Raw genomic sequence first — 24,345 nt, 5'->3', positions numbered from 1 at the left:
GAAGGAGCCAGCCATGAACAATTCCATGATCAACTCATCGGTATCCATGCACAGCTTACAGCAAAAGCTGGATATTCTCTCCAATAACATAGCAAACGTTAATACCAATGGCTTCAAGAAGAAAGAAGCCTCCTTCGAGGATGTCTTGACGAACGTTCAAGCACAGCCCGAAGGGTTCCGCCAGCAAGGACGTTTCTCGCCGCTCGGCTTTAACCAAGGCTGGGGCTCGAGACTCGTGCAAATTCAAACGAATTTGTCACAAGGGCCTGTGCAGTCGACAGGCAATTTAACAGACTTCGCGATCCAAGGCGATGGCTTGTTTGAAGTGTCTGTCAGCAAGGTGGACGAGAACGGGAATCAAGTATTTCAGCCAGCTTGGACCCGTAATGGCGCATTCAGCCTAACGCCGGACGGACAAGGCGGGACGGTCCTCACGACCAAAGAAGGACACTTTATCACCGGTTCGGACGGCAACCCGATACGTGTTCCAGTTGGTTTCCGACCAGCTGTTGGCAAAGACGGTACAATCCAAGGCTACAATGAACAAGATTCATCAGCAGCACCTGTGACATTAGGTCAAATTAAGCTTGTTCGTGTGGTACGTCCACAGCTGCTTCAAGATGTGGGAGATAACCTTTATACACTGCCAACGGGGATTACCGAGGGTGAGAAGGCGAACATCTTGCAGGATGTGAACGGCGTGGCTGCAACAGAAACGACTCGCGTTAGCTTGCTGCAAGGATTCCTGGAGCAATCGAATGTGACGCTCTCGGACGAAATGACGGACTTGGTTATTGTCCAACGAGCGCTTCAGCTGAATTCCCGAGCTATCACATCGTCCGATCAGATGATGAACATGGCTAACAATTTACGTGCTTGATCGTAGAAAGGAAGGGATAGGCTATGGCGGCAGATAAGCCTGCTCCAGTCAAGAAGAAGCCAAGGCCGAAATGGCAGAAGATTGTTTGGCTTATTTTCAAAATTGTACGTATTCCCGTTCTGGCTATTCTAGCTATCTATATTGGATTATGGGTAGGTTATACGAAACTAGGACAACAGCCATCATCAGAAATTTTACATATCAGCACATGGCGGCATTTATACGATCTCGTTTTCGCAAATTAATTCGAACTCCCGTATGGGAGTTTTATTTTCAATATAACGTTTTTGTTTCACACTTTTCACACTGTTGTGAACGAAATGTCGGAATAAACCCATCCGTCCGAAGAAGGACGGTTTAGTGGTTTATTTTGTATGCGAGCAGCGGTATAATGAGTAAAGGCTTTATCTACCAAATCTTGAAATTTCGGAGTGGATACTTAGGCGCAGGAGGAGTACCTTGAATATACCGAACATGCTCACGATTAGCAGGTTTGTACTAATCCCCGTGTACCTTGTGCTTTTTTTCAATGGCCATATCCGAACCTCCTTCATCATCCTACTCGTAGCGGGATTAACGGATATTTTAGATGGCTATATCGCTAGAACGCGTAAGTTAATCACCCCAATGGGTGTCATGCTAGACCCGCTTGCCGATAAGTGTATGATGATTGCGGTCATTCTGTCCCTCCTCATCTCCGAGATGATTCCTTGGCAAGCAGCAGCGGCCATGTTCGTCCGTGATGCAGGCATGATTATTGGCTCCGCCTTTTTTCATTTCAGAGGAAAACTGACCGTTCCAGCGAATGTAATGGGTAAACTAACGACTGTTCTCTACTATTTCGCTATCCTCTTCATCGTATTTCAATTTACCTTTGCTCTCACGTATTTATGGTATGTGATCGGGGTTTCATTCTTAACATCATTTATTTATATTTTCCAGTTCCTTCTATTAAATCGAGGGGCTAGAGCTAAAGAATGATTTCAGGCATAATAAAATAACGAAAAAAGAGCCTATGTAGGGGTCTGTGATACAGACCTTTACATAAGCTCCCCTTATATGAACCTTCACTTCTGCAGGATATGAAGGGACCCCCCTATTGTAAGTAATTCCCTTGTATTTTATACAAGTATTCGAAAGGAGCACGAACGCACGATGCTAGATATTAACCAAATTCAAGAGATCATTCCTCACCGCCCGCCTTTTCTGCTGGTTGACCGTATTTTGGAAGTAGAAGAAGGGGTTCGAGCTGTAGGGATCAAAAATGTAACGATTAATGAACCTTTCTTCGCAGGGCATTTTCCCGGTTATCCGGTTATGCCAGGCGTTCTGATTGTTGAAGCACTCGCTCAGGTTGGCGCGGTAGCCGTATTGTCGATGCCAGAGTATAAAGGCAAAATCGGCCTATTCGCAGGCGCAGACGGCATTCGCTGGCGTCAACAGGTTGTGCCTGGCGATACACTTACGCTAGAAATGACCATTACACGAGTAAAAGGCACCATTGTCAAAGGTCAAGCTGTAGCTAAGGTTGGTGACAAAGTGGTAGTCGAAGGTGAGCTTATGTTCGCCCTTGCTAATAAATAACCCATACATATAAAGGAGATGAACCTGACGACGATGACGCGTGTACAAACAGAGTATCAATTATGGCTCCAAGATCCAGCTGTCGATGAGCAAACGAAGCAAGAACTTCAAGCAATTCGGGAAGATGAGAGAGAAATCGAGGATCGCTTTTATAAAGATCTTGAATTTGGGACAGGCGGTCTCCGTGGGGTCATTGGCGCGGGTACGAATCGTATCAATGTATACACCGTGGGACGCGCAAGCCAAGGCTTGGCCCAATATGTGAACGGAACGGGTGCGGCTAACCCTGCCATCGTTCTAGCTTATGACTCCCGTCATATGTCTCCGGAGTTCGCATTGGAGTCCGCGCTTGTTTTCGCAGGAAATGGGATTAAAGCGTATCTATTTAAGACGCTGCATGCGACACCTCAGCTTTCTTTTGCCGTCAGATACTTAGGCGCGACTGCGGGTGTTGTTGTTACAGCGAGCCACAATCCGCCTGAATATAATGGTTATAAAGTATACGGTGCAGACGGTGGGCAGTTGGTGCCTGAATTTGCAGAGCAAGTCATTGCGCACGTACAAAGCATCGATACATTTGATAAAGTGAAGAAGCTGTCCCAGCAAGAGGCTGAAGCACAAGGGCTTCTGGCTTGGCTAGGCGACGATGTCGATCAGGCTTACATACAAGCTGTTACGGCTGTAAGTCAAAATCCAGACGTCATTAAGGAAATCAGCGATGATTTCCGTGTGATTTTCACGCCGCTGCACGGCGCAGGAAATATCCCTGTACGCGAAGTATTGAAAGCCGTAGGCTTCGAGCAAGTACGCGTAGTAGCAGAGCAAGAGCTGCCTGATGCGCAGTTCTCCACGGTGAAATCACCAAACCCAGAAGAGCGCGAAGCGTTCACGCTGGCCATTGCACAAGCGAAGGATTGGGATGCTGATATCATTATTGGAACTGATCCGGATGCAGACCGCATGGGTGCCGTAGTGAAGGATGCGAACGGTGAATATGTCGTCTTAACGGGGAATCAATCCGGGGCAATTATTGTGAATTATTTATTGGGCAGCATGAAAGAGCGTGGAACACTTCCTGCCAACGGCGTTGTCATCAAAACGATCGTAACCAGCGAGATGGGCGCAGTCATAGCTAGCCATTACGGTATCCCAACACTGAATACGTTAACGGGCTTTAAATATATCGGTGAAAAAATGTCGCAATTCGAGCAAACGGGCGAGCATACGTACCTGTTTGGTTACGAAGAGAGCTACGGCTACTTAGCTGGCAGCTACGCAAGGGACAAGGATGCAGTCATCGCAGCCATGTTAATCGCAGAAGCTGCGGCTTACTATAAGAAGCAAGGCAAGACCCTATATGAAGTACTGCAGGAGCTGTACGAATCCTTTGGTTTCTTTTTGGAAAAACTGGAATCAAGAACACTCAAAGGGAAAGACGGCGTGGAACAAATTGGCCGCATGATGGAAGCTTGGAGAACGAACCCGCCAGCTGAGATCAGCGGTACACGCGTAAGCTCCGTTGAGGACTATGCACAAGGGATTCAAGGCTTGCCTCGCGAGAACGTATTGAAGTTCAAGTTAGAGGACGGCTCTTGGTTCTGCTTGCGCCCTTCGGGTACAGAGCCGAAAATTAAGTTTTATTTTGCAGTCCAAGGCTCAACGGGACCTGAAGCTGCGCAGCAGCTAGATGGGATCATTCAATATGTACTTAATCGTGTAGACGGATAGGGCAATAGGTAGACATAACCTCTTCAGAACCTAAGTGAGGGATAGATCGTCTAATGAATGGCTGGATATGAAATCCACCAGGCATGGGGCGTAATCCCCGCGTTTGGGGGCGGAGAGGTTTTCGAATGTATACGGGATCAGAAAGTGAACCAAGTGAAGGCGATATTTTAAAAAGTACATGCTCTAAGGAGTGGACGATCTGGTGAATTTGTATCAAACCTGGAATAACCCGTTAAGAAATATGTTGTGGTGGATCGTAATTATAGGGATGCTGTGTTCCTTGCCGCTAGCCTATACCCGACACCAAACCGAAACCTCGGCGAATCAAGTTGAATTCGTTTTTGACTATCGTGATTTATTGGATATTTCCGATGTGCAGACGAATCCGCAGGGCTTTGTTAACACAGAGTTGAAGAACATGAAAGCCGCGGGTATTAACTCCATGGCTGTTTATGAGAGTACATTAGGGGAGCTCAAGGAAAGTCGTCGCATTGAGATGTACAGCTCACGTGATGCGGCCATGCTGACTCAAACACTGGGTGACCCAAGTGAGAATTTCACCTATGTGCTGTTTGCGGATGGTCAAACGCAGCAGAAGCTCGAACCGCTTATCCAAAAAACGTTCGCAGACCTTAAGGTGGGCGTGAAGCCGTGGAGCTTTAAGAACCGTAACGGTCTGATCATTCAGATGAGCATGGATGATGCCTCCATTAAAGCAATGGAACCTGATCCGATCACGCTGCAAATGCTGAAGGATCAAGGCTTCCAAATCGTCGTGCGGTTATCGAACCGCAGACCGTTTAACACCAATGAAATGGATGCGATGCTCAAAAAATTTCATGATCTTGGTGTGAAGCGAATCATTGTAGACGGCAATGAAGTGCCGGGGTATACGGAAGAGAATACGGAAGTTAATCTGAATAAAATGGCTGATTTGCTGCATAAGAACGGTATCGGGCTAGCAGCTATTGAATTGTTGAAGGAGCCGCAAAAAGGCTTCAGCACATTAGCGAAACAAACGAATTATAACGTCGTGCGACTGCACTCTTTTACAGAGAAAGATGGAGAGAAGCTGACAGAGCCGCTGAAAAAATCGGAGCTTGCTGACCGAATTCAAGGGGTGTCTGATCGACTTGTTTTGGCTGTGAAAGATCGGAATATTCGCATGGTATTCTTGAATGCCAAGCCGGTGAAAAGCTTAGATAAAGGCAAGCTCGTTGACCCGCTGTCATCCTATTATGCAGCTCTTCAGGGCAAAGATGGCGCGATCCCTCGTATACAAGACGTTGGCTTTACCTTAGGAACTGCAGAGGCTTTCGATGTACATACAACAGGTTGGCAGAAAATCGCTCGCATCTTCTTGCTGCTAGGCGGACTAAGCTTAATCGTATGGATGATTTCCTTCTTCTTGCCAGAATTGACGCTTGTTTTCTTCGTTCTGGGCTTGCTCGGTTTAGTTGCTTTACATACGCTTTCGGCGAATATGTACGTGCAAGGCTTGGCCCTAGCGACGGCTATCAGCGCACCTAGCGTTGCGGTCATGCTGGCAATTCGCTCTGTGCGCTCAGGCGCTGCTGCGAAGTGGAAATCAGGACTTTCGTACGGGTTATGGCAGCTGCTTCGAACATCACTCATCTCCTGTTTAGGTATTGTTTATGTCGTAGCTTTGCTAAACCATGTCACCTATTCCTTGGTGCTGCAGCAATTTAGAGGCGTTGGCATGCTGCATTTGCTTCCAATTGGCATTGTTGGTCTGTATCTCTTGTTCTTTAGTGAGAATAATACGTATAAGGAAAAAATCGCGAATATTCGCCGGTTGCTTTCCTCCTATATAAGTGTGCTTTGGATTGTTATTGCAGGTGTAGGGCTTGCTGCTGTCTTCTACTACTTGTCTCGTACAGGGAATGAAGGACAAGCTTCCTCCATCGAGAAGTTGTTCCGTTCATTCTTGGAAAATACATTAGGTGTGCGTCCTCGGACGAAGGAATTCTTAGTGGCTCATCCGATCTTCTTATTGGGTGCGTACTTATCTGTCCGCTATCGTCATGCTGTTTATTTACTCTTTATTGGCGTCGTTGGCCAGCTTTCCTTAGTGGATACGTTTGCTCATCTGCATACGCCGCTGCACATCTCCCTGATCCGTATCTTCTACGGACTCGTGCTAGGTGCTCTGATTGGATTAGTCTTTATTGCAGCTTGGGAAATACTCGCAAGGAGTTGGAAACGATGGGTACAGCCCCAGTTGTCAAAATAGCATTATCCGGCTACTACGGCTTCGATAATAGCGGGGATGAGGCTGTGCTGCAGTCGATTTTGTTCGCTTTAAAAGAGCAAGGCGAGGCGCAGGGCGTTCAGATTGAACCTATCGTGCTTTCGGCCAATCCAGAGAAAACCTCACAGATGTACGGAGTAAAGGCGTATCATCGAATGAAGCCAGGCTCATTGTTGAAGGCGCTGCGTGAATCGGACGGCTTAATCAGCGGGGGCGGTAGTCTCCTGCAGGATGCAACAAGCTCGAAGACGATCCCGTATTATTTAGCGGTATTGAAAATAGCCCAATGGCTCGGGAAGCCAACGTTTGTTTATTCGCAAGGCATCGGACCGGTGAGCCGGCCGATGTTCTTTGGCTGGATCCGCAGCGTGTTTAAGCGCTGCGCGGTAGTGACGGTCCGCGATACGGAGTCCGCGGACTTGTTGGGGCGGATGCGCCTCCCGCGGGAGCGCATCACGGTCGTGCCCGACCCGGTGATGGGCTTGCCCCTCCGGGACGGCGGGGATGGCGCGCCTAGAGGTGGCGCGTCTTTAGGAGCGGTGCGGACGATCGGCGTGTCCGTCCGCTTCTGGAACGAGGACCGCTCCGAGCTGGAAGCTCTCGCGCGGTCTCTGCAAGAGCTGCTCGCAGCCCGCACGGATGTGCAGCTGCGGTTCTTGCCCTTCCACCTCCCCTCGGATGAGGTGGCGTCGCAGTTCGTGATCGACCGCTTGGGCGATCACGGCGGGCGTGCTGCGATGGTGCGTGGCGTCACGCACCCGCAGGATATGCTCGCGCAGGTCGCGGCGTGCGACCTGCTGATCGGGATGAGGCTGCATTCATTGATTTATGCAGCCTCGCAATTCGTGCCTATGGTAGGGATCTCGTACGATCCGAAGATCGACCAGTTCCTCCATAGGCTTGGTATGAAAGCTGCTGCATCGACAGCTCGCTTCGATGCTACTGCATTTACGAAGGAGGCGCTGGGCCTCCTCGATGCTCGCGAGCAGTGGGCGGCTGCTTCGCGTGCCGCCATTGAGCAGCTGAAGGCGCAAGCTCAGCTGCCCGCGCAGCGGATCATTTCCTTTTACAAGAGGAAATAGTACTGGGTGAAATTTCGCTAGATTTTCATCCACATTCCACCAACTAGCAACCAAAACGTAACCTATAACGTCAATAATAAGGAAGAGATATGATGAGCTCGACTTCTGTAACGAATGGGCCAACTTCATTGGCCACTTTGCAAGCTATTCCAAAGGTTCGCATCTATGGCGTGCCAATCTCCAAAATGAGCATGAAACAAACGGTCGAATACTTAACCAAAGTGATCGAGCTGAAACAGCCGCATCAGGTTATTACTGCAAACCCCATTATGGTCATGGCTGCGCAGGACGATCCTTCTTATCTAAGTATGATGCAGCGCGCGGAGTTAATTGTTCCTGATGGAACTGGCGTCGTGTGGGCAGCAAGTCATGTGGGCCAACCTGTCGCGGAGAGAGTGCCGGGCTATGATTTGATCCATGAGCTTATGAAAGTCGGGGAAAAAAAGGATTGGAAAGTATATTTGCTGGGAGCTTCCAATGAAGTGATCCAAGCTGCGGCGGAAAAAATTCGCACGACCTACCCGAAGGTCAAACTCGTCGGAGTCCGAGATGGTTATTTCGGTGACGCCGAGGATGCGGAAGTGATTAGAGCCATTAGAGATGCTGCGCCAGACCTGCTTCTTGTAGGAAGAGCCGCTGCTAATCAAGAGCCTTGGATCGGAAAATACAAAGAACAATTGGGTGTGCCGGTCATGATGGGCGTCGGTGGAAGTTTCGATGTACTTTCGGGCAAGCTAAAACGAGCACCCGTATTTTTTCAAAAACTACGTCTGGAATGGTTCTACCGCCTTCTTCAGGAGCCTTGGCGCTATAAGAGAATGCTTCTACTCCCGAAATTCGCAGTGAAAGTGATGCGCGACAAAGATAAAGTCACCAAATCATGAAAAAATCTATGAAAATTGGCTGAAAACGGTCATTTCAGATGAATTTAGCAGTAGTATTTGTGACGGAATGGGAGTATAATTCATTTCGGCGGATGACCTGCCTGCCACCCATGATAAGAGGAGCTGTGAAGAAGACATGTATGGATTATATGCGATAGGGTTTATTGCTGCGTGCGTTATGGCGTTGTTGCTGACACCCCTGGTCAAAAAATTTGCCTTCTGGGTAGGAGCTGTTGATGCCCCGAACCATCGGAAGGTACATACGCGAATTATGCCGCGTCTAGGAGGATTAGCGATTTTCCTTGCGTTCGTCGGAGCTTATTTCGTCGTCTCTCCAGCACTTGATGCCGTGAACTCAGATGCTGCTTTTGGACTTCTGCTAGGAGGCTTTGTGATTGTTGTCACAGGTGCTCTCGATGATCGCTTTCAATTATCACCTAAATGGAAGTTGCTAGGCCAGCTTATCGCTGCCTGTATCGTTGTTTCCTTTGGGCTCAAAATAGATCTAGTTAATATTCCCTTCGGTGAAACGAATTTGCCGATTGGCTGGTTGAGTATTCCCATTACAATAGTATGGATTGTCGGCGTATCCAATGCGATTAACTTGATTGATGGCCTGGATGGCTTGTCTGCAGGTGTATCGGGTATCGCAACTACGACTATTCTTATTCTTGCCCTTATGATGGGGAATGTGACAGTTATTTTGCTTTGTGTGATTTTGCTAGGAAGTATCTCAGGCTTTATGTTCTTTAACTTCCATCCGGCTAAAATTTTCATGGGCGACTCCGGCGCCTTGTTCCTCGGCTTCGCCCTTGCAACGCTATCGATTCTCGGCTTTAAGCAAGCGGCTGTCGTTTCACTTTTAATCCCGATTATGATTCTCGGTGTGCCATTATCTGATACTTTCTTCGCGATGCTTCGCCGTTATGTGAATAAACTGCCGATCTCGGCACCGGACAAAAGCCACTTGCATCACTGCTTATTGCAAATGGGCTTCAGCCATCGTACAAGCGTTCTGATCATCTACGGAATTGCTGCGATCTTCGGCGGTAGCGCGGTAGTGTGCTCGGTATTTATTTCCCAAGATTCCACGTGGGGATTGATCATGATTATAGTAGCACTGTTCCTTGTTATGCTTGTAGGAGCAGAAGCTATCGGTATTATTAGCAAAAGCCGCAAGCCTGTAATCAACTTCCTGCAAAGGCTAGTTGGTAAGCAAGTGCAGAGCGATCGCGTAGGGAAATAAATAAGATTCGGATTAGAAAGATCTCCATCCACGTGATGGGGGTCTTTTTTTTGCTGAAAAATGTCAGTATTGGGTGAAATGTAGAAGTTTCCAAGAAGGATGACTAAACAAAATGGATGCATTTGCCGATAACATATACATATCTATGTACAAGCTAAGACAGCTTTAGAAAAAGGAGAGGTAAAGACATGTTTAAGATGCGTTTTTTTGCATGGACGATGATCGCGGCCTTATTATTGACGCTTATTCCATTCGCCGGTCCAGTTCAAGCCGCTGCGACGTTTTTTGTTCCGGATGATGCGAATATATCCCGAACTTCAAATGTAGATGAAAAAGAAACAGACTTAACTAAAACCACAGCCTTAAAGCGGGAAAATGTATTTGTTACAACCAACAAGGAATTAACAATTAACGGTTCCTATCAGTTTGTTGCTAAAGACACAATGACGGTTAAAGTTGAGCAATTACTATACTCACAAGGTAAGTGGAACACAGACACCAATCGCACGACAACGAAAGGTGTTACGGCAAGCTCTTCCAACCGATTCTCGGCAACGGCATTGCCGCTGTACTCTGGTTACAACCGAATTACATTCACAGGTGTACAAGGTGGAATCAATAAAACAGATACCTTCTATGTGCTATATGATGAAGTGCCATACCTTGGGTACTTGAAAGTCACTTCTGGCTCTAACCCTTCAGCGAACCTGAATCAGGGTACTAGCATGGTTGTGGATACGGAACAGATCATTCTTGAAGGTAAAGCTCTGAATGCAACAGCTGTATCGGTAAACGGCTATCAAGCTTCGATTCTTGATGATGGCACCTTTTTTGCACCTGCGATTAAATTGAATCCGGGTACCAATACGTTGAATATCATTATTACGAATCCAAGTAATGAGCTGAAAGTTAGTAGAACAATCTATTACTTTAATGCTACGAAGCCTTTTAACAAAATTGAAGTTGTTCATGATAGTGATTGGAACAGTTCGATTCTAAATAACGTTCCGATATTAACGGCGGATCATTCTCCTGCGGCTGAGCAAGCAAGCCTTAATGTTGAAATGCTAGTGCCATACAGTGCGCAAGATTTTAAAACCAATGCTTCCGTTCAAATTAATGCGACTACCATTGGTGTAAATACAGTAAAGAGCACACTGGTCGTTCCTGGGAGTGATGGGGTTACACCAGCGTACAAAATCGTTGATTTTACAACGAATTTATTTAATTTCCAACCAAGTACAAGTGGATCTGGATATGCCCAAATGCAATCTGTATCTTTGGATGTTTATTATGATACCTTCCGAGGTGTTGCTAATAATTCATTTAAATATTTTCCGAATGATGTAGTTATTAATAATGTTTATCTCCTTACAGATAGTAGAGCTGGTCTTATTCCTCCAGGCACTGACTTATACAATATTGATCAAACATATACGAAAATTCCGCTTGATCAAGCTGAGATTCAGAAGCCTGATTTCTACATTTTAGTAGAAACCAATCGAGACATAGAAGTTGGGCATACGAAAGATTCAGGTTTGCCGGCCGATACTAATCTGACAGGTAAGCTGCTTCCGATTGGTATAGCACCGCTTTCCATTGAATATGTGGGGGATTATACCGATACCACTATTCCAGCTTCGCCAGTGGTATCACCAAACAAGAAAGTGTATAAGGTTACTGGATTCCCAACGGGTAGTCAGTCCATATCACTCCAGTATAAAGGTGCTATTTCTGATTACAAAGCGTCACTATCGTATGTGTCCAAGAATTTTATTTCTATTGAAAATTTAATTGATGGCCAAACGATCGAAATTGATTCCCGCACGCTTCCAACGATTGGTGAAAACCTTCCAATTAAAGGTGCCTACGTCGGTTTTGATAATTTAACAAATCACGAGTTATTTCTAAATGGACAACTTGTGACTCCGTTTGTTCTTGATTCATCGAATAAATTTAGTAACCTTCAGTTGCAGGTTGGTGATACAAGACAGTCGCCGCCACTTCCTTCACTAGCTGTAGGGGAAAATAGATTGGTCTTCACGGGGACTTACACGAATGGTACGAGTGTCAGTGAGATCTCAAAAGAAATTCGCATTTATGTTGTAGATAAGAATGTGCCAGTCATTGAAAGGTTCCAACCTTCTGCATTGCCTATTGGAGGCCGTGTTGCATTCCAAGCGATGCCAATGTCCGAGGCGGTTCTTTCACAAATCTTCTTTACAAGCCCGGATATGCAATTTGTTTCTGAGAAAGGCAAATTTGTGACTAGTCGTAAAACCTACGATTTGTCCTTTAAAGTCGGAGGCATTAATAGCATCGTAGTGAAAAGAGGAAGCGATCCGATTTTAACTTTGGATCCAGGAAGCATTCCTGAACCAGCTACTCCTTCAATTATTACTAAGGCAGCTGTTGGCACTACACCTGCTTACGATTTAAGCGGAAGCAAGGATAATCTCGTAGTACGTCTGAATAACTTGATTTTCGACGCGCCGGGAAGCCATGTATATACCTTGGAGCTAACTAATAAAACAGGCGCTAAAGTTAATCAGCGCTTGGAAGTAGAACGTGTATTAGAACCGTTCCGTATTCTTTCCCCAGTAGCAACGGTAGGTAGCCGTATTGTTGTGAACAAGAACTTCGTACACTTTGATGTAGAAGCCGAAGGAGCAACAGATGTAACGGTCAATGGTGTTAAAGCAACGAAAAGACCAGATATGAGCGATCGCTTTATTTATGATTTCGTTGGTCTTAAACCAGATAAAGATACAGCTATTAAGTTAGTCATTACGCGCCCAGGTGGAGCGCTGAATCAAACTGTGAATGTGTTCTACACCAGTTCGATTCAAGAAGATACAGAGTTTATGGAAGCTATTAAAACCAAGCATAGTGTCTTTAATAAAGGTCTAGAACTTTCCTTCCCTAAAGGCACAATCTTGAAATCAGATAGTCCAGCTAATGGTGTTACGCAGTTCTACGATAAAACTAACTTACTCTTTGGGATTGCTGATCCAGTAGACGGTGTTGTTGAAAGAAAGAACGATTACGGGAATATTATCAATCGCGATATTGATGCGCGTACCGATGCTAGAGCACCATTAGGTCAATCGGTTATTCGAATTCCAGATATTTTGGTACAACGTTATGTTTCTGAAATCAATAGAAGAAACTTCAGTCGTGTTTCTCCTGTGTATTGGATTTCAGGTGGTGTTGGTGAAGAAGGCGTTGTAGGTGCCGCTAACTATAAGCCTGCAACAGATGGTCTTACACCATATTCAGTTGAAGGGACATTTACATTGTTCCCATCCACACGCAAAGTTGTTCCTACGAACAGAGGCGAGCTCACGCTGAAGTATGATCAAAGCGTAGTTGAAGCTGTAGGCACGACTATTACGGTATTCTTCTTCAATGACAAGGGAGAGTGGGTAAACCTTGGTGGGGAAGTAGATGCTAAAAACAACACGATCACAGTTCCATTCGACGATTTCGGATACTATATGGTTACGAAATTAAAGTATGGATTCCCGGATGTGACGAATCATCCATGGGCTCGAAATGTACTCGAAGCACTATTCTCTAAAGGTTTAATGCCTAACCTACGTTTTGATACGTTTGGTACAGACGATTTAACAACACGTGGCGAGTTTGCTACGATGCTTGTGAAAGCACTGAACATTCCATTGAACTACGACAACAATCAAACCTTCTTTGAAATTGGTCCTGGCGCACGTTCATTGACATGGGATTACGCCCATATCGAGACCGCGGCACGGGTAGGTATTATTGCAGGTCTGGATAACCGTTTCTTTGGAGCAGACCTTAAAGTTACTCGCGAGCAAGCCGCTACGATGATTGCTCGAGCGCTTGAGCTTAAGTTAGCGATTAATGATGCCAAGCTTGCGGCAAGCCTGTCTAAGCTGTATACAGACTCATCCCAGTTCTCTTACTATGCAATTCCTGCGATCGACGCTGTGAGCAAAGCAGGCGTCATGGTAGGCAAGCCTAATGAGCTGTTAGCAGGCGAGAAGAAGCAAACCGTACGTTTTGATGCAACTGCCAACTTAACACGCGCAGAAGCCGGTCAAATCGCAGTGAGATTGCTGCAGAAGTATTCAAAAATGTTCCCTGCTAATCTAAACTAAGGTAACGATCAAAGGAAGCCCATCTCTTCGGAGATGGGCTTTTTGTATAGTTCCCCGTTCAGGAAACCTTCAGTTAACTTTTAGTTTATATTAAGCTTCCTATCGTATTTCCTTTACAAATCTTCTGTAAGATTCTATTTAGAGGTGACGAAGATGAGAAAAACTTAGTAAACATCAAAGGAAAACTCATCTGGTAAATACTTTGCAGTGATATGCAGTATAGAGTGTCGTATACTAGGTTTGTAGCCGAGGTGATATACGAAAAGCTACACGATGATATATACGGTAATCAATCGAGAAATTGAAACTATATTGCATAGCTAGCTATTAGTTTTTTAACAAAAAACTTTCAAATATTAGGAGGAAACAAACTTTATGAAGAAAACTTTATCCGTAGTACTTACATCCGCAATGGCTCTTTCCATGTTCTCATCCGTAGCATTCGGTAAAACATCTGCAGATTTCACAGATTTGAAAGATCTTGATGCGGCAACACAAGCGAAATTTGATGCTATGATTTCTGCTAACATCTTTGATGGCGTTAGCGACACGACATTCGGTTTGAAAGATGAAATGAACCGCGCGCAATTCGCAAAAGTAGCAGCGCTAATTATGAACCTAGACGTTAACAAGGATCTACAAACTTCAAGCTTCACTGATGTTAATGTGTCCGATGCAGCGAATGGTTATGCTCTTCCCTACATCGAAGCTTTGAAAAATGCTGGTGTTACTGATGGTTATGCAGAAGGTCAATACAATCCAGCAGGTAAAGTAACGAAAGAACAACTTGCAACTTTCTTGGTTCGTGTTCTTGATAAAGATGCAGAAGCGAAAGAATTGACAGGTACAGACAAAACAGTTTCTGGTTGGGCTCAAGGTTATGTAGCTGAAGCACTTGCATTGAAACTACTTTCCAACAACGCTGATGGTACTTTCGGTGGTATGGTGAATGCAACGCGTGACCTACTAGTAACAGGTTCTTATGAGGCGAAACAACAATTCGTTCCTCCAGTTGTAGACAAAGCTGCTGTAACTGAAGTTAAAGCAGTCGGCGCTAAAAAACTAGCAGTTAAATTAAACGGTACTGTTGATGCAACTAAAATTACGTTTGCAGTAACTCGTGATGGCTCCGCGGCTTCTTTTGATGAAAAAGCGATCACTTGGAATACTGCTAAATCGGAAGCTACAATTACACTTGACTCCAAATTGATGGACGCAACATATGAAGTAACAATCGGTGGCGTAACAGTTGACGAAGCTAAGAAAACAGCTTCGGTAGTTGCAACGAAAGAGAAAGTATCCAAAGTTGATGTTGTGACTGCATCTGAAACACTTCCACTTGCTGATGATGTTGTTGTTGAATTCAAAGCTACAAACCAATATGGAGAAACTTCTGACCTAACGTCCAGCAACTTTAGACTTCTTGCTGGTGACATTACTCCTGAGAATGTATCCGGTAAACAAGCTATGAAACTTGATATTGTAACAGCTGGTAAAGCTAAAGGTGACAAAGTTCCTGTAACTATCATTTTCGACGAAACTGGTGTTCAAGCTAACAAAATCTTTACAGTTGGTGAAGCTCCAATCGTTTCTAAAGTTGAAGTTGGCGATCTGAAAGATTCCAATAACAAGACAATTGAATCAATCGAAGCCGGTACATCTGCTAAAGGTGCATATTTAGAATATAAAGCATATGATCAATACGGAGTTCTAGTAGAAGATCCTACTGTACTTAACAATGCAGGTAAGGGTGTAACTGTGGTAATTCCTGATGGAAACCTTGTAAAAGGTACAACGGGGGCTGACGATGCATTTGTAAGTTCAATAATTGGAACTGATGCTCCGGACCTTCTATTGACTGCTAAAGCAAATGCAGAAGCTAAAGACATTGTGGTAACTCTATTTGCTAACGGTACAGGTCAAAGTGTAACGAAAACAATTAAAATTGCACAACCTAAAATTCCTGCAAGCCTTGAGTTCGGTGCTTATACAGATACATTAGCTAAAGGTGATTCTGATAAATTCATTCCGTTAGTTATTAAAAACGAAAAAGGCGAAGTACTTTCAGCACAAGAAATTGTTGACAACAAAGATGCCTTCACGATTTATGCAACTGGTGGAGTAGTGACACTTGGAACACCTGTAATCCAAGAAACTGGAGCGGATAAAGGTAAGATTAAAATCGCTTCTGTAGATAACAAAGGTACTGCAACAATTGTTGTTCAATTGAAAGATAAGCCGAATGTTAAAGCTCAGATTAACGTTTCAGCAAATGATGTTCGCTATGCTGATAGAATCGCTGTATCTTCTGCAGCTGCTGACAAAGCCATTCAAACTGCAACAACAACAGTGAAGTTCAAAACGTTTGATCAACTTGGTGGAGATTGGGCGAAAGCTGTAACTAGTGCAACATATGCTACAGGCGACTATACTAGCCAAGTAGTATTGAAAATGGAAAAAATCTCTGGCGATGACGGTGCACTTACTTTCAATGGTACTGCAACTCAAGCTGATAGCCCAACAACAGTAGCTAATAGTGCTGTGCTATTAGATGCTAGCGGCGATACTGCTACTATCTTAGGTACAGATACAATTTTTGATGATGAGTACACATGGACTGCAGTTGCTGGTAAAACTGGTAAATACAAAGTTACTGCTACACTTTACAAGAAAAATGCATCTGGTACATTCATTGAAGTAAGCAATGCAACTAGTACTGTTGAGTCCATAACAGGCACTGATACAAATCTTGCTTACACAGTAAGCCTTGACAAAACAGTTGACAACAAATTGTTTGCTACAGGTGAAGATAATGCTACTGATGCATACACAAATACTGCGTTGTTAACGAAGAAAGTAGTGGTAGCTGCCAAAGACGGAGATACTACTGTAGCTATTCCTGCTGCTTCCGTAGACAGCATTACTGTAACAAATCCAGCTGTTGTTGGTACTCATAACAATGGTGGTACGTACTACTTGGCTGGTTTAGCAAAAGGTAATGCAACGGTAAGTGTGTTAGTTAACACACCTAACGGTAAGTCTTCTGCAACGCTTGACGTAAGTATCCTTGAGGATGTTCCTACAGTTGCAACTATGACTGCTAAGAAAACTGCTAAAACTATTGCTGCTACTGCACTTAATAGTAAAACAGCTTGGGATGCTCTATTGATGGAAGAACTAAAACTTGTTGATAGCTATGGTTCTGAGATTGTAAGCAACGCTGATGGTAATAATGTTGAAGCTCCTGCTTACGATGCTAAATACAATGTAACTTACTTCATCTCCGACAAGAAGTATGCCGCTGGCACATCAGTTGTTACTCAAAATGATATTAACGTTAGCAATACTGGTGTAATTACATTTACACAAGCTGGTGGGGCTGCTATTACTGCTGGTACAACAAACCTACAAAGCTTCAAGCTAACTGCAATTGCTCCTAACGGAAAAACTGCGACAATTGAAGTAAATGTTGACGCACTATAATTAAGTATTAATGAGAAGAAGACCCCTAGGGGTCTTCTTTAGATTTTAGTCATTAGTCAGCAATCTTAGCTTATAGGTTATTCACCCAATTAGTAAGAAAGTAGTCAGGCTCCAGAGGAGTTCAATTGGAAAATACTTATCAATGAAAAGTCGTATAGAGTGTCGTATACTAAGTCATGTAGCCGAGGTGATAGACGCGAAGCTACACAGAATCAAAAAAATGATTCAGTCGTCGTCCCATTGGTTATAAGTTTTTATAACAAAAAACTTTAAAATATTAGGAGGAAACAACCTTTATGAAGAAAACTTTATCCGTAGTTCTTACGTCTGCCATGGCTCTTTCCATGTTCTCATCCGTTGCATTTGGTAAAACATCTGCAGATTTCACAGACTTGAAAGACCTTGACGCAGCAACAAAAGCTAAGTTCGACGCTATGATCTCTGCTGAGATTTTTGATGGCGTGAGCGACACAACTTTTGGTCTTAAAGACGAAATGAACCGCGCACAATTTGCTAAAGTAGCAGCTTTGATTATGGGTCTTGACGTGAACAAAGATCTTAAAACTTCAAGCTTCACTGATGTTAGTGTGTCCGATGCAGCTAATGGTTATGCACTTCCTTACATCGAAGCTTTGAAAACAGCTAAAGTAACAGACGGTTTTGCAGAAGGTCTTTACAACCCAGCTGGTAAAGTAACTAAAGAACAATTGGCTACATTCCTAGTTCGTGTTCTTAGCAAAGAAGATGAAGCTAAAGGTTTAACTGGTACAGACAAAACAGTTTCTGGTTGGGCTCAAGGCTATGTAGCTGAAGCTCTTAAATTGAAACTTCTTTCCAACAACACTGATGGTACTTTCGGTGGTATGGTAAACGCGACTCGCGATCTACTAGTAACTGGTTCTTATGAAGCGAAACAACAATTCGTTCCTCCAGTTGTAGACAAAGCAGCTGTAACTGAAGTTAAAGCAGTTGGCGCTAAAAAACTAGCTGTTAAATTAAACGGCACCGTTGATACAACTAAAATTACTTTCGCAGTAACTCGTGATGGTTCCGCGGCTTCTTTTGATGCAAAAGCGATCACTTGGAATGCTACTAAATCCGAAGCGACAATTACGCTTGACTCCAAATTAATGGACGCAACGTATGAAGTAACAATCGGTGGCGTAACAGTTGACGATACTAAGAAAACAGCTTCGGTTGTTGCAACGAAAGAGAAAGTATCCAAAGTTGATGTTGTGACTGCATCTGAAACACTTCCACTTGCTGATGATGTTGTTGTTGAATTCAAAGCTACAAACCAATATGGAGAAACTTCTGACCTAACGTCCAGCAACTTCAGACTTCTTGCTGGTGACATTACTCCTGAGAATGTATCCGGTAAACAAGCTATGAAACTTGATATCGAAACAGCTCACAAAGCTAAAGGTGACAAAGTTCCTGTAACAATCATTTTTGATGAAACAGGTGTTCAAGCTAACAAAATCTTTACAGTTGGTGAAGCTCCAATCGTATCTAAAGTTGAAGTTGGAGATCTGAAAGATTCCAATAACAAGACAATTGAATCCATTGAAGCTGGCACTTCTGCTAAAGGTGTATATCTAGAGTATAAAGCTTATGATCAATATGGTGTTCTAGTTGAAAACCCTAATGTGCTTAACAATGCAGGTAAAGGTGTGACTGTAGTTATTGCAGACGGTAACCTTGTAAAAGGAACAACTGGTTCTGACGATGCATTCGTAAGTTCTGTAATTGGAACTGATGCTCCAGATCTTCTATTGACTGCAAAAGCCAACGCAGAAGCTAAAGATGTTGTAGTTACTCTGTTTGCTAATGGTACTGGTCAAAGCGTAACGAAAACAATTAAAATCGCACAACCTAAAGTCCCTGCAAGCCTTGAGTTCGGTGCTTATACAGCTACATTAGCTAAAGGTGATACAGAAAAATTCGTTCCATTCGTTGTTAAGAACGAAAAAGGTGAAGTTCTTTCCGCTCAAGAAATTGTTGACAATAAGAATGCATTCACAATCTATGCTACTGGTGGAGTAGTAACACTTGGAACGCCTGTAATCCAAGAAACTGGAGCGGATAAAGGTAAGATTAAAATCGCTACTGTTGATAACAAAGGTACTGCAACAATTGTTGTTCAATTGAAAGATAAGCCAAATGTTAAAGCTCAACTTAATATTTCTGCCAATGATGTTCGTTATGCTGATAGAATCGCTGTTTCCTCTGCAGCTGCTGATAAAGCAATTCAAACTGCAACTACAACAGTGAAATTCAAAACGTATGATCAACTTGGTGGAGATTGGGCGAAAGCTGTAACTAGTGGATCATATGCTACAGGCGACTACACTAGCCAAGTAGTATTGAAAATGGAAAAAATCTCTGGCGATGACGCTGCGCTAACTTTCAGTGGTACTGCAACTCAAGCGACTAGCCCAACTACTGTAGCTAACAGTGCTGTACTATTAGATGCAAATGGCGACACAGCAACTATCTTGGGTACTGATACAATCTTTGACGACGAGTACACATGGACTGCGCTTGCAGGTAAAACTGGTAAGTACAAAGTAACTGCTACACTTTACAAGAAAAATGCATCTGGTACGTTCATTGAAGTAAGTAATGCAACTAGCACTGTTGAGTCCATCACGGGCACTGATACAAATCTTGCTTACACAGTTAGCCTTGACAAATCGGTAGACAACAAATTGTTTGCTACAGGTGAAGATAATGCTACTGATGCATACACGAATACTGCATTGCTAACGAAGAAAGTAGTAGTAGCTGCGAAAGACGGAGATACTACTGTAGCGATTCCTGCAGCTTCCGTAGACAGCATTACTGTAACAAATCCAGCTGTTGTTGGTACTCATGAAAATGCTGGTACGTACTACTTGGCTGGGTTAGCAAAAGGTAATGCAACGGTAAGTGTGCTTGTAAACACTCCTAAAGGTAAATCTTCTGCAACACTTGATGTAAGTGTACTTGAAGATGGTCCTACAGTTGCAACTTTGACTGCTAAGAAAACAGCTAAAACTATTGCTGCTACTGCACTTAATAGTAAAACTGCTTGGGATGCTCTTTTGATGGAAGAACTAAAACTTGTTGATAGCTATGGTTCTGAGATTGTAAGCAACGCTGATGGCAATAATGTTGAAGCAGCTGCTTACGATGCTAAATACAACGTAACTTACTTCGTCTCCGACAAGAAATATGCATCTGGCACTACAGTTGTTACTCAAAATAATATTAACGTTAGCAATACTGGTGTAATTACATTTACACAAGCAAATGGTAATGCTATTACTGCTGGTACAACAAACCTACAAAGCTTCAAGCTAACTGCAATTGCTCCTAACGGAAAAACAGCAACAATTGAAGTGAACGTAGACGCACTATAATTAAGTTTAAACGAAAAGAAGGCCCCATAGGGGTCTTCTTTTCGTTTAAATATCTACAAAAGAATTTAGGAACTAATATTGAGAATGTCATCAATTTCTATGTTCCGGTCCTGAAAATAAAAACTTTTTTTTAGACTTCGCAACTTTTTTATTTGTACTGCGTTTAATACTTTGAAACAAGTTAATACTAAATAGTTTCTTCGATTTAACAAAATCAGTAGTGGCTGTATTGAAAATAACACTTTACGACCCTAATTGATCAATGTATAATGTAAATTGGTGTTAGCCACCTATTTATCTATTCGAAGTTTACTAGTTTCAATGTGGTTTTCATGACTACAAGCGAACTTAGTTATATAATGCTCTAACTCTGGAGAGGGGGTGAACAAGACAATGAGTGAATCGAGCTCAAATATGGTAAGACCCAACACTAAAAATAAAACTCACGATATTCAAGGAGGAGAAAAAAAGGTTATGAAAAAAAGTTTAAAAGTAATCGCAACAGCAACACTAGCATTCTCCATGTTCGCTTCCGTAGCAATGGCTGCTGAAACAACTCCAACGGCTGTAACTACTGCAGCAGCAGTAAAAACTTCCAAAGACTTCAAAGATTTGGCTGGTCTTGATGCAGCATTAACTGCTAAAATCGACGCTTTGCTTGCAAAAGGATTGTTCGAAGGTACAGCTGAGGATTCCTTCGGTATCAAAGAGAACATGACTCGTGCGCAATTCGCAAAAATTCTTGCTCTAGTAGCAGGTGTTCCAGTTGATACGACTGTAAAAACATCCAGCTTTGCTGATGTAAAAGCAGACGACACAGCTAACGCTTGGGCAATCCCATTCATCGAAGCTGCTAAAAAAGCTGGCTTGATCGATGGTAAATCCGACACTAGCTTTGATCCATCTGCAAACGTAACTCTTGGCGAGTTCGCTACTGCACTTCTTAAAGGTCTTGGAGTTAAGCCTAGCACTACAGGTACTCCTTGGTACGCGGATGCTATCAAACAAGCAGTTGAAAAGAAATTGCTTGCTGATGGTACTGACGGTTCCAAATCTGCTACTCGTGCTGACCTAGTTGTTGGTGCTTACTCTGCAGTTGAAGCTATTGCAAATGCTAGCAAACCAGCAAAGTATGAAGTTGCAGAAGTTAAAGCTGTAGGCGCTAAAAAATTGGCTGTTACTTTGAACGGTCCAGTTGACACAGCTGTAGCAACTTTCACAGTAACACGTGATGGTTCCACTGCAACTTTCGACGCTAAAGCAATCACTTGGGATGCTGCTAAAAAAGTAGCTACAATCACACTTGATTCCAAATTGATCGATGCAACTTATGCTGTAACAATCGGTGGCGTAACAGTTGATGACGCTAAGAAAACAGCTTCAGTTGTTGCAACAAAAGAAAAAGTTTCCAAAATCGACATCGTAACTGCATCTGAGACTCTTCCTCTTGCTAATGATGTTGTTGTTGAATTCAAAGCATCAAACCAATACGGTGAAGCTGCTGATCTTACTTCCAGCAACTTTAGACTTCTTGCAGGTGATATTACTCCTGAGAATATTTCCGGCAAACAAGCTATGAAACTTGATATCTTCGGTGCTGGTCCAACAGCTGCTAAAGCTAAAGGTGACAAAGTTCCTGTAACTATCATCTTCGACGAGACTGGTGTTCAAGCTAACAAGATCTTCACTGTTGGTGAAGCTCCAATCGTTTCTAAAGTTGAAGTTGGTGATCTGAAAGATTCCAACAACAACAAAATTGAGTCAATCGAAGCTGGTACATCTGCTAAAGGTGCATATCTAGAATACAAAGCTTTTGACCAATATGGTGTTGAAGTTCTAGATCCTACTGTACTTAACAGTGCAGGTAAAGGTGTAACTGTAGTAATCCCAGACGGTAACCTTGTTAAAGGTACAACTGGCGCTGACGATGCATTTGTAAGCTCAGTTATCGGTACTGATGCTCCAGATCTTCTATTGACTGCTAAAGCAAATGCAGAAGCTAAAGATATTGTAGTGACTTTATTTGCTAACGGTACAGGTCAAAGCGTAACGAAAACAATTAAAATTGCACAACCTAAAGTGCCTGCAACTGTTGAGTTTGGTGCTTACACAGCTACATTAGCTAAAGGTGATACTAATAAATTTGTACCACTTGTTATTAAAAACGAAAAAGGCGATGTTCTTTCCGCTCAAGAAATCGTTGATAACAAGAATGCATTCACGATCTATGCTACTGGTGGTGTAGTAACACTTGGAACTCCTGTAATCCAAGAAACTGGAGCGGATAAAGGTAAGATCAAAATCGCTTCTGTAGATAACAAAGGGACTGCAACAATTGTTATTCAATTGAAAGATAAGCCAAATGTTAAAGCTCAACTTAATATCTCAGCAAATGACTCTCGTTATGCTGACAGAATTACTGTTTCCTCTGCAGCTGCAGGCAAAGCAATTCAAACTGCAACAACAAAAGTGAAGTTCAAAACTTATGATCAATTCGGTGGAGATTGGGCTCAAGCAGTAACTACTGCTACTTATGCTGATCACACAAGTAAGGTAGTTTTGAAGCTAGAGAAAATCTCTGGTGATGATGGTGCGCTTACTTTCAGTGGTACTGCAACTCAAGCTGCTGGCGGAAATACTGTAGCTAACAGCGCTGTACTTTTAAATACAAATGGTCAAGTAGCTGAAGTATTAGGTACTGACACAATCTTTGATGATGAGTACACATGGACTGCAGTTGCTAACAAAACTGGTAAATACAAAGTTACTGCTACACTTCTCAAGAAAAATGCTTCAGGTGCATTCATTGAAGTAAGCAATGCAACTAGCACTGTTGAGTCAATCACAGGCACTGATACTAATCTTGCTTACACAGTAACGCTTGACAAATCAGTTGATAACAAATTGTTTGCTCTAGGCACTACTGCTTCACCAACTACTGCTGCTGCTGAATACGCTGCAAACCCATTGTTGCTTAAGAAGTTGGTTGTAGCTGCTAAAGAAGGAGACACGACTGTAGCAATTCCTGCAACTTCCGTTGATAGCATAACTGTTACTAATCCATCTGTTGTTGGTGCTACTGCTGATACTGGTATTTACTACCTTGCTGGTTTAACTAAAGGTACTGCAACTGTAAGTGTACTTGTTAACACGCCTAAAGGTAAATCTTCTGCAACTCTTGATGTAAGTGTTCTTGAGGAAGTTCCTACTGTTGCAACTTTGACTGCTAAGAAAACAGCTAAAGCAATTGCTGCAACTGCACTTAACACTAAAGCTGCTTGGGATCTAGCGTTGATGGAAGAACTTAAACTTGTTGATAGCTATGGTTCTGAAGTTGTAAGTACTACAGCTAGCAACAAAATTGAAGATGCTGCTTACGACGGAATCTACAATGTAACATACTTCATTTCTGACAAGAAGTATGTTGCTGGAACTGCAGCTAATGCTCAAAACGCAATTGAAATTACTAATGCTGGTGTAATTACATTCACACAATATGGCGGTGCTACTATTACTGCTGGAACAACAAACCTACAAAGCTTCAAAATTACTGCAATTGCTCCTAACGGAAAAACTGCAACTATTGAAGTAAGCGTAGATGCACTATAATTTAGTGTAACAATAAGAGGACCCTTCGGGG

At 43.2% G+C, this 24,345-nt stretch carries 13 protein-coding genes; all 13 read left to right on the top strand.

The window, feature by feature from the left end; translation table 11 throughout:
- The first annotated feature begins 13 nt into the window (after positions 1–13).
- The 13 genes from AC58UX_RS27855 (at position 14) to AC58UX_RS27795 (ending at position 24,314) form a co-directional block, all read left to right on the top strand.
- Positions 14–880: a flagellar hook-basal body protein gene (locus AC58UX_RS27855; RefSeq protein WP_497258832.1), complete on the top strand. Its 867-nt coding sequence runs from the start codon at positions 14–16 to the stop codon at positions 878–880.
- 23 nt (positions 881–903) lie between these two features.
- Positions 904–1,125, top strand: coding sequence for a DNA-directed RNA polymerase subunit beta (locus AC58UX_RS27850; RefSeq protein ID WP_497258830.1), 222 nt, complete (start codon positions 904–906; stop codon positions 1,123–1,125).
- Between the two features lie 214 nt (positions 1,126–1,339).
- The gene (locus AC58UX_RS27845) at positions 1,340–1,861 is read left to right on the top strand and encodes a CDP-alcohol phosphatidyltransferase family protein (protein WP_497258828.1); all 522 of its coding nucleotides are present in this window, start codon (positions 1,340–1,342) and stop codon (positions 1,859–1,861) included.
- A 174-nt stretch (positions 1,862–2,035) separates the two neighbouring features.
- Positions 2,036–2,464, top strand: coding sequence for a 3-hydroxyacyl-ACP dehydratase FabZ (gene fabZ, locus AC58UX_RS27840; RefSeq protein ID WP_029195635.1), 429 nt, complete (start codon positions 2,036–2,038; stop codon positions 2,462–2,464).
- Positions 2,465–2,488: 24 nt separating this feature from the next.
- Positions 2,489–4,192: a phospho-sugar mutase gene (locus AC58UX_RS27835; protein ID WP_497258968.1), complete on the top strand. Its 1,704-nt coding sequence runs from the start codon at positions 2,489–2,491 to the stop codon at positions 4,190–4,192.
- A 202-nt stretch (positions 4,193–4,394) separates the two neighbouring features.
- Positions 4,395–6,446 (top strand): DUF5693 family protein, encoded by a 2,052-nt coding sequence (locus AC58UX_RS27830; RefSeq protein WP_497258825.1) that lies wholly within the window; start codon positions 4,395–4,397, stop codon positions 6,444–6,446.
- Positions 6,419–7,546: a polysaccharide pyruvyl transferase CsaB gene (gene csaB, locus AC58UX_RS27825; protein WP_497258823.1), complete on the top strand. Its 1,128-nt coding sequence runs from the start codon at positions 6,419–6,421 to the stop codon at positions 7,544–7,546. Before AC58UX_RS27830 ends, csaB begins: the two co-directional genes overlap by 28 nt.
- A gap of 92 nt (positions 7,547–7,638) precedes the next feature.
- On the top strand, positions 7,639–8,430 hold the full coding sequence (locus AC58UX_RS27820) for a WecB/TagA/CpsF family glycosyltransferase (RefSeq protein WP_497258821.1): 792 nt from the start codon (positions 7,639–7,641) through the stop codon (positions 8,428–8,430).
- A gap of 136 nt (positions 8,431–8,566) precedes the next feature.
- A complete protein-coding gene (locus tag AC58UX_RS27815; RefSeq protein WP_497258819.1) occupies positions 8,567–9,676 on the top strand; it encodes a glycosyltransferase family 4 protein in 1,110 nt (369 codons plus the stop codon).
- Between the two features lie 188 nt (positions 9,677–9,864).
- The gene (locus tag AC58UX_RS27810; protein WP_497258817.1) at positions 9,865–13,818 is read left to right on the top strand and encodes an S-layer homology domain-containing protein; all 3,954 of its coding nucleotides are present in this window, start codon (positions 9,865–9,867) and stop codon (positions 13,816–13,818) included.
- Between the two features lie 375 nt (positions 13,819–14,193).
- The gene (locus AC58UX_RS27805) at positions 14,194–17,301 is read left to right on the top strand and encodes an S-layer homology domain-containing protein (RefSeq protein ID WP_497258815.1); all 3,108 of its coding nucleotides are present in this window, start codon (positions 14,194–14,196) and stop codon (positions 17,299–17,301) included.
- Positions 17,302–17,597: 296 nt separating this feature from the next.
- Positions 17,598–20,705 carry an S-layer homology domain-containing protein gene (locus AC58UX_RS27800; RefSeq protein WP_497258813.1) on the top strand — a complete coding sequence of 1,036 codons (3,108 nt, stop codon included), beginning with the start codon at positions 17,598–17,600 and terminating at the stop codon, positions 20,703–20,705.
- Positions 20,706–21,098: 393 nt separating this feature from the next.
- Positions 21,099–24,314, top strand: coding sequence for an S-layer homology domain-containing protein (locus AC58UX_RS27795; protein ID WP_497258811.1), 3,216 nt, complete (start codon positions 21,099–21,101; stop codon positions 24,312–24,314).
- The last annotated feature ends 31 nt before the right edge of the window (positions 24,315–24,345 follow it).

It is taken from the genome of Paenibacillus sp. J22P90 (genome assembly GCF_059692195.1).
The sequence above is the reverse complement of the archived record's forward strand: the minus strand, read 5'-3'. Positions and strand labels throughout refer to the sequence as shown.